The 14,683-nt window shown below is 48.3% G+C and carries 2 protein-coding genes; both read left to right on the top strand.

The window, feature by feature from the left end:
- Positions 1 to 85: 85 nt before the first annotated feature.
- Positions 86 to 1,198, top strand: a complete 1,113-nt coding sequence (locus C400_RS0118315; protein ID WP_128574149.1) for a KS-MAT linker domain-containing protein — start codon at positions 86 to 88, stop codon at positions 1,196 to 1,198.
- Between the two features lie 50 nt (positions 1,199 to 1,248).
- Entirely contained in the window at positions 1,249 to 14,652 is a 13,404-nt protein-coding gene (locus tag C400_RS0118310) for an SDR family NAD(P)-dependent oxidoreductase (RefSeq protein ID WP_017427849.1), read from the top strand.
- Positions 14,653 to 14,683: the final 31 nt, after the last annotated feature.

Genomic DNA, 14,683 nt, shown 5'->3' with positions numbered 1-14,683 from the left:
GAGACTAGACAAGCTCCTATGATATTGCAAAACTCGGCCATAGTCGTGCTGTCAGCCAAAAATACAGGAGCGATTGTACGAGCAGGTGCAAAGATTGCTTTCTGCACTCAGAGCACCGGAATACGCGGATGCCAGTTTGGGGGATATAGCATTTACCCTTCAGGTGGGACGGGAAGCTATGGAGGAACGGTTAGCAGTCATAGCTAAGTCTACGACGGAGCTTGAAGGAAAGCTGGAGAGCTTCCTAGCGGGGAATGAGGAAATCGACGGACTCTATTCGGGTCAGGCAAAGAAAAATAAAGATATTCTGACGGTTCTTGAAGCAGACGAGGACATGGAACAATTGGTGGATATCTGGATAAGCAAGAGCAAGTATACAAAGCTGGCAGAGCTGTGGGTTCAGGGACTACTATTCGATTGGAACAGGCTTTACGGAAAGGTTAGACCTCATCGGATGAGTCTGCCAACCTATCCATTTGCCAAGGAAAGCTATTGGATCTCTACGTTTGGAAGCCAGTCCAAGGAAGTCAAGACGGAGCTCCCTGTAGTTGATATTCCAGCACAAAAGCAAGAGCCCGTTGTTTTCAGCCCTCCTACTGCCAACGCTAATGTGCAGGTACAGACATTGGCAAAGGTACCTGAAAAGCCGCAGGGTATTTTGCTGCGCTCAGTCTCTAATATCGAGAAGGTAGCCGACGCACCCAAAAAGGCAGCTAAGCCTGCAGAATTGAAGCCTGCTCCCCCGCAGCCTAAACCTATCAATTCTACACCGCAGCCCGCTGTCAGGGATGAGGCCAAGCGACCTGCTAACGGGCCTACGGCTGTACGGGTGGATGCATTGGAGAAGGAACTAATTAAAAGTCTCGCTAAATCCTTGAGTATGGATGAAAAGGATATTGGCCGGGACGATAAATTTATCGATATGGGACTGGATTCTATTATAGGCGTAGAGTGGGTACAGGACGTGAATAAACGGTTTGGAACGGCTATTTCAGCAACCAGAGTATATGACTATCCTAACATCAAAGAATTTTCCAAATATTTAGCAAAGGAATTAAGCAAATCGGCGGGAGCCTCAAACCAAGTACCTGTAGAGTCAACTTCTACGCAGCCCATGCAAGCGTTGATCCAGAAGGTGCTGCAAGGTGAATTAAATGTTGAGCAGGCCGATCAGTTGTTCAAGCAATTACACTCGTAAATTGCCGACACGATATTCGTCCTATTTCATACGGCTAGGAGGGCATTTTTATGGATCCAAAAGATATTTTTCGTGCGGTACAAACAGGGGAAATAAATTCTGAAGATGCCGAAGCACGATTGCGCCAATTGATGGGCGGGCTTTCGGATGAATCTTTGGAAGAATCATTGGAAGTCCGGTCACAGGAATCAACTTCAGAGGAATTGTCTCTTTCGCTACAGCCATTGGACAGCTTTCACGGACCGGAGAAGGAGAGCAATGGCGAAACGGAAGTGCCGCCTGTGGTTCAATTGCAGGAATTTGAGCATGGCATTGTCCTGTTAACAATGAAGGATACCGTGCACAAAAATACATTTTCCGATGAACTGATTGTGGGCCTGAACCAGGCGTTCGCTACGGTGCAGGCTAACGAGAACTATAAAGTCGTGATTCTGACGGGATATGACACCTATTTTGCCACAGGGGGTACGCAGGAGGGATTGCTAGCCATTCATGAGGGAAAGGCGAAATATAGCGATACCAATGTTTACAAGATTGCACTGGATTGCAAGCTGCCAGTCATTGCTGCTATGCAGGGACATGGAATTGGCGCAGGCTGGTGCATGGGGATGTTTTGCGATTTTATCGTGATGAGTAGAGAAAGCATCTACACCACTAATTTTATGAAATACGGCTTTACTCCCGGTGCGGGCTCAACCCTCATTTTTCCTGAAAAATTCGGAGTTAGCATGGCGCAGGAAATTTTATTCACTGGTACTAGATATAGCGGTTCAGAGCTGGAGTCCAAAGGGACTCCTTTTCCTGTTCTGCCGAGAAATGAAGTGGTGCCGTACGCAATGCAGCTGGCAAGGAAACTGTCCGAGTCGCCAAGAGAGTCATTGATTGAGCTGAAAAACCATATGGCTCAGCCGATTAGAGAAAAGCTGGCGGCTACGATTGAGAAAGAAATAAAAATGCAGGACAAAACGTTTGTGAATCAGCAAGAGGTCAAGGAACGGATTCAGACGGCCTACGGACAACTTCCGAATAGCGATGGTACGCACAAACTGCTCAAGCAGGCGGATATGAAAAAATCTGTGCCCAGTATGCCGCATGGTCAGGAGAAGGATTCTATCGCAATTATTGGCATGGCGGGTCAGTTCCCCAAATCCAAGACATTGACTGAGTTCTGGGATAACCTGGCTCAGGGCAGGGATTGTATATCGGAAATTCCTTCAACACGCTGGTCCATTGATGAATATTATGATACTGATCCCAAGGCTGAGGGGAAAACCTATAGCAAGTGGATGGGTGTGCTAGAGGATATAGATCGATTTGACCCGTTGTTCTTTAATATATCTCCTGCGGAAGCAGAGATGATGGACCCTCAACAGCGTCTATTTCTGGAAAGTAGCTGGAAATGCATTGAAGATGCCGGATTGAATCCAGCCTCACTGTCAGGGAGCCGTTGCGGTGTTTTTGTAGGTTGTGCAGCTAGTGATTATGGAAGGTCTATGAGCGGACAGGGGTTGAATGCGCAGGTTCTTATGGGAGGAGCGCCTTCCATTTTATCGGCTCGGATTTCGTATTTGCTGAATTTGAAGGGCCCTTCTCTGGCGATTGATACCGCATGCTCTTCCTCTCTGGTAGCTATAGCTGAAGCTTGCAACAGCCTTGTTTTAGAAACAAGCGATCTTGCTTTGGCGGGCGGAGTAATGATCATGGCAGGGCCAGGGATGCATGTCATGACCAGCAAAGCAGGAATGCTGTCCAAGGATGGACGATGCTTTACTTTTGACGCCCGTGCAAACGGGTTTGTCCCTGGAGAAGGGGTTGGCGTTATTTTATTAAAACGGCTCTCTGATGCAATCAGGGACAAGGACTCCATCTATGGGGTTATCCGGGGATGGGGAATGAACCAGGATGGGAAAACCAACGGCATTACTGCTCCAAGTGTAAATTCACAGATTTCGCTTGAAAGTGAGGTTTACCAGCGGTTCAATATTAATCCTGAAACGATCTCTATGGTAGAGGCCCATGGGACAGGTACCAAACTGGGCGATCCGATCGAAGTGGAAGGGCTTACCGAAGCTTTCCGATCCTATACGAACAAAAAGGGCTATTGCGCGCTGGGATCGCTGAAAAGCAATATGGGACATATGCTAACAGCGGCCGGAGTAGCTGGCATAATGAAAGTGCTCCTCGCCATGAAACATCGGCAATTGCCGCCAACCATCAATTTTGAATCCCTAAATGAACATATTTCTTTGGAGGAAAGCCCGTTTTACATTAACACTGGGCTACAAAAGTGGGAGTCCAAACCGGGGATACCTCGACGTGCAAGCGTCAGTGCTTTCGGGTTTAGCGGTACTAATGCGCATATGGTTATTGAAGAATATGTGCCTGTAGCCTCTGAGGTGAAGCTGAACCCAGTCGATCAAGACAACCCAGTGCTATTTGTACTTTCTGCCAAAAGCGAACAAGCCCTGAAATCCTATGCCGCCGACATGATGGAATTTGTTAAATTGCACGAAAGCACTAAACTGTCAGACCTGACTTATACCCTGCAAGTGGGCAGAGAGGCTATGAACTGGCGCCTCGCGTTTTTGACAGATTCAAGAGAAAATCTGATCCATGAGCTGGAACATTTTGTGAATGGCAACTCGTCGGACAAGGTGTTTACTGGACAAGTGGACGATGCTAGAGACGATATTGAACTTTTTGATTCTGACGAAGATACTGGAACCCTCGTTCGGACCTGGCTTCAAAATAAAAGAATTGATAAAGTAGCCAAATTATGGACTAATGGCGCAACTATTGAATGGGATGCACTTTATGGGGCAACCAAGCCCCAGCGAATCAGTCTGCCGACCTATCCTTTCGAGAGGGAACGCTATTGGTTGTCTGAGACAGACATAGGGCAGGAGAGTATAAACCCGGCTATGACCGCCCAAATTCACCCTTTGCTGCATCAAAATACTTCCGATCTCTTCGGGCAGCGCTACGACTCTACCTTTACAGGCCGGGAATTTTTCCTAGCGGATCACCGAGTTATGGACCAACCGACATTACCTGGGGTGGCTTACCTTGAAATGGTGCGAGCGGCCGTCGAAGAAGCAGCAGGGGATGTCATGGAGAGTGAGACCCGTATTCAACTGAGAAATGTAGTATGGGCTCAGCCCATCGTTGTAGCTAACAAACCGATCAGGGTACACACCAGCCTATATCCTCAGGACGATGGAGAGATTGCGTTTGAAATATACAGCGGCGTGGAAGAAAACGCCGAAGGTATTATACACAGCCAGGGGATAGCTGTGTTGGAGAGAAGCGGTGAGCCGCAGTACCTGGACCTGAATGTTTTACAGGCAGAATGTATTCACAGTTCACTATCTTCAAGCCAATGCTATGAAGCTTTCAGAGCTATGGGAATAGACTATGGCCCGGGACACCAGGGGATCGAGACCATCTTACGGGGAAAGGATTTCGTGCTGGCAAAGCTGTCCCTTCCATCCAATGTATCTCATACCCAAAGTGAATTTGTATTGCATCCGGCTGTAATGGATTCAGCCTTGCAGGCCACAATCGGCTTGGTGATGGATCAGGAGGAACATGTGTCTGAAGGCAACCTCTCGGTACCCTTTGCCTTGCAGGAACTGAAAATATTCGAAAAATGCACTTCTGTGATGTGGGCACGGATTTCCAGACAAGCGAGTGAGGAGACACTAAATGGATTGAGCATAGTACATATCGATCTCTGCGACGAGACCGGAAAGATTTGTGTGCAGCTCAAAGGGCTCTCATCCAGAGAACTGGAAAAAGGAGCAGGGCAAGCAGATTTCGTCGAGAATGTGGGCACACTCATGCTGGAGCCGGTCTGGGAGGAGGCAGTCCCCGCAGGAGAGAACGCGTTCAACGATATACGGCATATTGTGATTCTGTGCGAATTTGAAGGTATTTCCAGAGAGGATATTGCAGCTCGTATGGATGGTGCTCGCTGCATTCTTTTACAGTCCTCAAGTAATGACTTGGATGCGCGGTTTGAAGACTACACTATTCAGATATTTGAAGAATTGCAAAATATAATGCTGGACATACACAAACAAAAAACTTTGCTGCAAATTGCAGTCCCTGCCCGAAATGACCACCAGGTTTATTCCGGGTTCTTTGCCATGCTGCAAACCGCCCAGAAAGAAAACCCGAATGTCATGGGTCAACTGCTAGAGCTTAATGCCAAGGATGGTCCTGAGGGGATTATTGCAAAAATACAAGAGAACCGTTACGGCCAGTACGGCGAACGGATACGATATCATGGCGACAAGCGACAGGCTTTAAAGTGGCAAGAAATTGAAACCTTGCGTGAAGATGCAGCCCAGCCATGGAAAGATGGAGGGACCTATCTCATCACTGGCGGTCTAGGCGGCCTGGGACTGATTTTTGCCAGAGACATCCTGTGCAATGTGAAAAACTCCACCGTCGTACTGGTAGGACGATCACCTCTGTCAGTGGATAAACAGACCTTGTTAAGCGAATTGGAAGCGCTGGAAGGTCATATAGAGTACAGACAGGTGGACGTGGGTCAAAAGGAAGCGGTCACCGAGTTAATTCATGGCATCGTCGAGCAATATGGCGGTCTTAACGGTATTTTGCACACAGCAGGAGTGATACGGGACAACTTCATCATCAAAAAGACGATAGAAGAAGTTAGAGAAGTGCTGACTCCCAAAGTCTCAGGGTTGATCCATCTGGATCAGGCCAGCAGCTCCCTGCCTCTGGATTTCTTTATCCTGTTTTCTTCCGGCGCCGGAAGTGTTGGCAATGTAGGTCAGGTTGACTACTCTGCTGCCAATGGCTTTATGGATGCTTATGCTTCTTATCGAAATGCTTTGGCGGCAGGCAAGCAACGCCAGGGGCACACGCTGTCGATCAACTGGCCGTTGTGGAAGGACGGTGGGATGCATGTCGATGGGGAAACGGAAAAGGCAATGCAAGGTCTGGGCATGATTGCCATGGAAACAGAGAGTGGAATAAAGGCTTTGTATCAAAGCTTATCTTCCGGTAAAAGCCAGGTCATGGTTATCGAAGGGTATCCTCAAACGATTAAGACGGCCATTCTGGGACAGCCTTCAGGAACAGAGATTTCAGGCCGTTCCAGAATGGAAGATGGGGAAGCCTCGATTATCGGCGAAGAATGGCTAAGAGAAAAAGCTGAAGACTATTTGAAAACATTGCTTTCGGCTGTAATCAAGCTGCCAGCTGAAAGTATAAATGTAAATGCGCCTATGGACAGGTATGGGATTGATTCCATATTGGTCATGCAGCTCACAAATGAATTGGAAAAAACGTTTGGCTCACTGCCGAAGACATTATTTTTTGAATATCATAATCTCCGCTCATTAACTGGATATTTCCTTGAATCGCACCATGGCCGGCTGGTAGACGTTTTAAAAGCGCAGGAGAAGAATGCGGCTCCTCATAAAGTGGCGAACGAACCTGCAAAAGCAGCAATAGAGCCTTTGACTTCGATAGCTGCGAGTCGCAGACGTACATGGCCTTTCCCGACAGGTATGCAGCCCCATCAGGAAGAAAAGGGCTTGGACATTGCCATTATAGGGATATCGGGAAGATATCCGGGGGCAGCAGGTATCCAGGAGTTCTGGAAAAATCTAAGGGATGGGAAGGACTCCATCACTGAGATTCCCAAGGAGCGTTGGGACCACAGCCTGTACTTTAATGAAACTAAAGGGAAGCCCGGGAAAACCTACAGCAAGTGGGGAGGGTTCATCGATGGGGTGGACTGGTTTGACCCATTGTTTTTCAACATTTCGCCAAGAGAAGCGGAAACAATGGACCCTCAAGAGCGCCTTTTCCTGGAATGTGTGTATGAAACCATAGAGGATGCGGGCTATACGCGCGAAACTCTTGGTGCAGACCGGGGACTTGGCGGCATGGAAGGCAATGTTGGCGTTTATGTCGGAGTAATGTATCACGAATATCAGCTTTATGGAGCCCAGGAACAAGCCAAAGGGAATATGCTCGGGCTTCTCGGGAATGCTTCGGCGGTTGCCAACCGTGTATCGTATTTTTGTAATTTTCATGGACCAAGTATCGCTGTGGATACGATGTGCTCTTCGTCACTGACAGCAATCCATATGGCCTGTCACGGACTGCAGCATGGAGAATGTGAACTGGCGGTTGCAGGGGGAGTCAACGTTTCCGTCCATCCTAACAAATATCTATTACTCGGACAGGGAAGCTTTGCATCAAGCAATGGGCGGTGTGAAAGCTTCGGACAGGGTGACGGATATGTGCCAGGAGAAGGAGTCGGGGCTTTGCTGCTCAAGCCGCTGGCCAAAGCTATAGCAGATGGAGACCGGATATATGGCGTCATAAAAGGTACTGCAGTGAATCACGGAGGAAAAACCAATGGATATACTGTACCCAACCCCAACGCACAGGCTAGCGTGATTGGGCAGGCTATTCAGGAGGCGGGAATCAACCCTAGAACCATTAGCTATATAGAGGCGCATGGGACAGGAACTCCTCTGGGTGATCCGATTGAAATTGCGGGCTTACAAAAGGTGTTCCGGGAATATACCAGAGACAAGCAGTTCTGTTCAATCGGGTCTGCCAAGTCTAATATCGGACATTGTGAGAGCGCAGCCGGTATTGCCGCAGTGACAAAGGTGCTGTTGCAGTTGAAATATAAACAATTGGTGCCTTCACTGCATTCAAGCAAGTTAAATACCAACATCGATTTTAGTGATAGTCCTTTTAAAGTACAGCAGACATTAGAGGAATGGAAAAGACCTGTCGTATCCATGGATGGTGAAATCAAGGAGTATCCAAGGTTGGCAGGAGTCTCGGCCTTCGGGGCAGGTGGGTCTAACGCGCATGTGGTAATTGAAGAGTACATTCCAGCAGAGACTGGTCAGCTGCAAGTTGCTCCTGCGTCTCTTCATCCTGCCATGATTGTGCTATCGGCCAAGAACAGGGAAAGGCTGAACGAGCAGGCGCAAAGATTGCTATCTGCCATTAGAGAGCTGAATGACCCGCGTATAGGTCTCGCAGATATCGCCTACACGCTGCAGATCGGACGAGAAGCGATGGAAGAACGGCTTGCGATCATCGCCACATCCATCCAAGAGCTGGATTGGAAATTGGAAAGCTTCCTGCTGGAGAAGGAAGGTATAAAAGAACTGTATAGAGGACAGGTAAAGCGCAACAAAGGAGTATTGGTCACTCAGGAAATCGATGAGGATATGGCTAAAATGGTGGGTGTATGGGTGAGTAAAGGTAGACATGGAAAGCTCGCCGAGCTTTGGGTGACAGGACTGCTGTTGGACTGGAATAGGCTTTATGGGGAAAAGAAGCCTCGCAGGATTAGTTTGCCAACCTATCCTTTTGCCAGAGAAAGCTATTGGGTGCCCGTAAACCAGGTAAAGAACGATGGTATGACAGCCACCCTAGGCCAGTCTGCATTTTTGTCGCCTTTACTGCACCACAACACTTCAAACTTCTTGAAGCAGCGGTTCAGCTCAACGTTTACAGGCGAGGAATTTTTCCTCAGAGATCATACGGTAAAAGGCCAACGGATTCTACCAGGCGTCGCTTATCTTGAGATGGTGCGGGCGGCTGTGGAACGCTCTATAGGAGATGAGGACAACTGCACAACAGGAATCCGGTTAAAAAATGTAAACTGGATTCGGCCAATTGTGGTCGAAGATCAGCCATTCCCAGTACACACAGGCCTATTTTTGGAAGACGCGGGAAAAATCAGCTTTGAGGTATATAGTAAGCAAGCAGGAAGTGATATCGGACATACCGTGCACAGCCAGGGCAATGCGGTGCAGTTTAACGTGGAACAAAAGCCAGTGCTTAACCTAGAGGCATTACAGGCAGAATTTGATCTACACGGATTTGAGGGGGAGCGTTGCTACGATATCTTCCAAAAAATTGGCATGGATTACGGCCCAGCCTTCAGGTGTGTGGAGAAAGTGTATACACGTCCAGGAAAGATGCTGGCCAAGCTGGCATTGCCCTCCGTGCTCTCCGATTCGGCTGACAGCTTTGTTCTTCACCCTAGCCTAATGGATGCGGCCTTGCATGCATCCATTGGATTAATCATGGGTCAAGATGGAGAGCTGCCGGACAGCACAGTACCCAATACGCCTTCTATGCCATTCGCCCTTCAAGAGATCGAAATCCATGGGGCATGCACCCAGAATATGTGGTCGTTGATTCAATACAGCGAGGGCAGCAAGAGAGAGGACAAGGTACAGAAGCTCAATATCGACTTATGTGATGAGGAAGGGAACGTTTGTGTCAGAATAACGGGACTATCCACCCGAGCGCTGGACGGAGATATCCGCACTGAGCATGCGCAAGGCGTAGTTGCAGGAGATCATGCCGCAGATCCGCTTGTAGGAGCCGTTATGCTCATCCCCAAATGGGACCCCGTTGCGCTTAAAAAGGATACAGTTTACCCATCGTCGACAGACCGAATGGTCATTGCAGGTGGTACGGACAAAGATAGACAGGCCATCTGGGAATATTATCCGAAGGCGCATTTTTTGGAGCTGCAGGCGCAGGATTCCATAGAAACGGTTGCCTCAAAGGTTGAAGAATATGGAGCCGTTGACCATATACTGTGGATTGCACCTACGATTTCTGTCGAATCGGTCACTGCTGAATCCTTGATTGAGGAACAGGAGCCCGGAGCCTTGCTCTTCTTTAGAATGGTCAAGGCGCTGCTCCTGCTGGGGTATGGGACGAAAAAGCTAGGCTGGACAACTATAACCACCCAGGCTCAGTCGATCGATCAGGACGATACAGTCCACCCGGCCCACGCAAGTTTCCATGGGTTGGTAGGCACGATGGCCAAAGAATATCCGAACTGGAAGGTTCGTATCATAGACCTGCAATCCGACTATGACTGGCCGTTATCCGAACTATTTACGCTGCCTTCAGACCGTCAGGGACGGATGTGGGTTTTCAGAGGCGGTCAGTGGTATCGCCAGCAGCTGATTCCGTTTAAGCAGACTCCAGGCTCAAAAGGACAGACGCTGTACAAAACCGGAGGCATCTATGTGGTTATCGGTGGTGCAGGCAACATCGGAGTGGCGTGGAGCAAGTATATGGCTTCGACCTATCAGGCCCAGATGGTGTGGATAGGCAGAAGGTCAAAGGACGCGTCCATCCAGGCTAAATTGGACGAATTTAAAGGCCACGGACCTGTTCCATACTATATTACGGCAGATGCAGCAGATGAAAGGTCGCTGCAGGGGGCATATGAGGAGATAAAGCAGCGCTACTCCAAGATCAACGGCGTAGTCCACTCTGCCATTGCCTTTTTGGAGAAGGGTTTGGAAGATTTGACGGAGGAAGAGCTCCGGTCCGGGCTTTCGGCAAAGGTCGATGTGAGTGTGCGCATGGCTCAGGTCTTCCAAAATGAACCGCTGGATTTCGTGTTGTTTTTCTCTTCCATTATTGCCTATGTAAAAAATCCGGGACAAAGCAGCTATGCTGCCGGATGTACCTTTAAGGATGCGTTTGCGCAGCGGCTTTCACAGGAATGGCATTGCCCGGTGAAAGTCATGAACTGGGGATACTGGGGGAACGACGAGAACAATGCTTCCCAAGACAGGCAGCAAGAAGTCGATAATTACTCAAAACTAGCGCAGATCGGCGTCGGACTTATTGAGCCTCACGAGGGGATGGAGGCACTTGAGACGTTGCTTGCCTCACCGCTGGGTCAAATGGGACTGATGAAAACAACAAAACATTTGGAGTTGGAAGGGACTAATCCGGCAGAAGCCATCAATCTATACCCGCACAACACGGATCCCGATCTTCGGGATATACAAGAAAGTATGGCTGCAGTGATCAAATCAAAAGCCCAGTTTGCCGAGGAATATGCGGCAGAGGATGCTGGCAACCTGCAGGAAAGGGAATTGGAGCATCTCCTAGGCAAGCTGTTGCAGGAGCAGCTTTGGTCCATGGGGTTGTCAGGGACAGATCGTCAGTCTGTTGACGAGTTCAAACATAAGCATGGACTGCCTGAGTTATACGGCAAATGGCTAGGTGAGAGTGTAAAGATTTTGGCACGGCTGAATGATGCTCTTACAGATGGAAATGCTTCCAGCCCGGCTTACCGAGAGGATGTCTGGCAGGAATGGGAAGAGCACAAGCATACATGGCAAAAATATCCGCAGATGCGGGCGAGGGTACATTTGGCTGAGACAACGCTGCGGGCCTTGCCTGAAATTATTACCGGCCAATGTCCTGCAACGGAAATCATGTTCCCCAATTCCTCGATGGAATTAGTGGAAGGGATTTATAAAGACAGTCTGGTAGCTGACTATTTTAATGAAGTTCTTTCCGATACGATCGCCGCCTATGTTCAGCAGAGAATTATGAGCAACTCTGCTGCAGAAATCAGAATTCTCGAAATCGGAGCAGGCACCGGAGGAACCAGCAACACCGTATTCCTCAAATTACGGCCATACCGCAAACACATTCAGGAATATTGTTATACCGATATTTCGAAGGCCTTTTTGATGCATGCGGAGAAAGAGTACGGGCCAGACAATCCGTATCTTAGTTATCGAATCTTTAATGTGGAAGAACCTATTGCTGGACAAGGTATTGATGCAGGTAAATATGATATTGTCATTGCTGCCAATGTACTTCATACGGCAAAAGATATTCGCCAGGCATTGCGTAATGCGAAAGCGGTTTTGAAAAGCAACGGCCTGCTTCTATTAAATGAACTCATGGGCAGCAGCGTGTTTACCCACCTTACCTTCGGATTGCTGGATGGCTGGTGGGCTTATGAGGATTCGGAATTGCGTATTCCCGGCTGCCCTGGACTTTATCCTCACGTATGGAAAAGCGTATTGGCCAAAGAAGGCTTTCACACAGCGTTTTTCCCGGCACAGGAGGCGCATGATTGGGGCCAGCAGATCGTTGCAGCCCAAAGCGATGGCTTGGTTCGGCAAAAGCGACAGCCAAAGCAGAAATCCCTATCGGTAGAGAATAGAACCGTTGAAGCAGGATCAATAAAACAATCAGCTCAGCCCAAAAGAGAGGCAGTACAGGCGGAATCAGCGGAATCAGATAATGTGCTGCGCAGCAAAAGTACGGCCTACTTTAAAAATTTACTTGGCGAAACCCTAAAAATGGAACCGGGAAGCATCGACTCTACGGTTGCCCTGGAAGAGTACGGGATCGACTCGATATTGGTTGTGCAAATCACCAATGTTTTGCGTGAAGTGATCGAGGATTTTGCCAGCACCCTGTTTTTTGAGTACAACACCATAGATGATCTGGTAGCGTACCTGCTTCAAACGCAAAAGGATTCGTTGAAGAAGCTGGTAGGTATGAAGGAGACAGAGATGAGCGAAGAAACTTCCAGAGTGGAAGAAGTCCCTGCTCCACAGGTAGTCGATATTGCCCCGATGAGATTTGCACAGGAAGGACGCTTCCTTAAGCCGTCTGTCAGCAAAGGTGAGAAGCCGAAGGAGCACTCCTCTAATATCAGAGATATTGCGATTGTGGGCTTGTCCGGGCGCTATCCAGGAGCTCGTAATGTAGAGGAATATTGGAACAACCTAAAAGAGGGTAAAAACTGCATCACTGAAATTCCGAAAGATCGTTGGGATTGGAAGACCTACTTTGACGAAGAAAAAGGAAAACGAGGTACCATCTATACGAAATCAGGCGGCTTTATCGAGGGAATCGATTTATTTGATCCGCTATTTTTCAAGATTTCTCCTGCAGAAGCCGAAACTATGGACCCGCAGGAACGACTCTTTCTGGAAGCTGCATACGCAAGTATAGAGGATGCCGGATATACCCCTGCCAATCTTTGTGAGAGTCGTAAAGTGGGCGTATTCGCAGGCGTGATGAATGGAAATTACGGTTTGGGACCTCAATACAATTCCATTTCCAATCGGATATCCTATCATTTGGATTTCCAAGGTCCAAGTATGACCATCGATACCGCTTGTTCCTCTTCATTGACGGCTATCCATCTAGCTTTGGAAAGTCTGTATAGCGGTATCAGCGAGTGCGCTATTGTCGGAGGGGTCAATTTGATCGTAGACCCAATCCACTATATCAAGCTGTCAGCGATGACGATGCTTTCGAAAACTGGCGAATGTAAGTCGTTTGGAGACCAAGCGGATGGATTCGTTGATGGGGAAGGCGTCGGCGCTATCGTGTTAAAGCTGCTGGAGAAGGCTATTGCAGACGGTGACCATATTTATGGTGTCATCAAAGGGAGCATGCTCAATGCTTCAGGTAAAACCAGTGGTTATACCGTGCCTAGCCCTCAAGCTCAATCTCAACTGATTGAGGATGCGCTACGGCGTTCGAATGTTGATGCAAGAACCATCAGTTATATTGAAGCCCATGGAACCGGCACGGCTTTGGGAGACCCTATTGAAATTGCCGGATTGACCAGGGCTTTTGAGAAATTCACACAAGACAAGCAGTTCTGCGCCATAGGTTCGGTCAAATCCAATATTGGTCACACCGAGAGCGCAGCAGGCATTGCAGGAGTAACTAAAATATTGCTGCAACTTAAGCATCGCCAGTTAGTACCGTCCTTACATTCTAGGAATTTGAATCCTGAAATTCATTTCAGCAATACTCCTTTTGTCGTCCAGCAGAATCTAGAAGAATGGAAGAGACCGGTAATTACAACCGATGGAATCACTCAGGAGTGTCCGAGACGGGCTGGAATATCGTCTTTCGGTGCAGGTGGGGCCAACGCTCATATCGTGATTGAAGAGTATATTCCCGAGGTTCAGGAGCCATCAGGAATAGAACCTGCTTCTAAGGGACCTGCGATGATCGTGCTATCAGCCAAGAGTGAGAAGCAGCTTAAGGAAAAAGGACGACAGCTGCTGGAGGCTCTTCAGGGTCAGCTATCCTCGGCCAGCATATTGGATATTGCCTATACGCTCCAGGTGGGACGCGAACCGATGGAGGAGCGTCTAGCCATGCTCGTGGATTCGATCACAGATCTTGAGGAGAAATTAAAGGAATTTGTGGACGGACGCCACAGCATGCTCAACCTGTATAGAGGTCAAGTAAAACGCAACAAAGAAGCGTTGTCCATTTTTACGGGGGACGAAGACCTGCAACAACTGATTGAACATTGGATTTCCAAAAGGAAATATACAAAGCTTCTGGAGCTGTGGGCCAAAGGGATAAATTTGGATTGGAAAAAAATTTATACGGGGAAGGTACCTCACCGTATCAGCCTGCCAACCTACCCATTTGCAAAAGAGCATTATTGGACTTCGGATAGCAAGGATCAATTAAAAGCCCACGCATTACTGTCGCAAAATGAAAGCAATGTAGATTTTGATGATCAATTGTGCGGCAGACTCTTGGATGAAATGATGAACGACGCCATGTCTGTTGATGAGGCCGCCAATGAAATCTTCAATATATTCATACGTAAATGAGAAGTTTCTACATGCTGGGAGGCAATCGAAG

The organism is Paenibacillus sp. ICGEB2008 (assembly GCF_000307675.1).
Classification (GTDB): Bacteria; Bacillota; Bacilli; order Paenibacillales; family Paenibacillaceae; genus Paenibacillus; species Paenibacillus polymyxa.
Note: the sequence above shows the minus strand (reverse complement) of the source record. Positions and strands in the feature narration are given on the sequence as shown.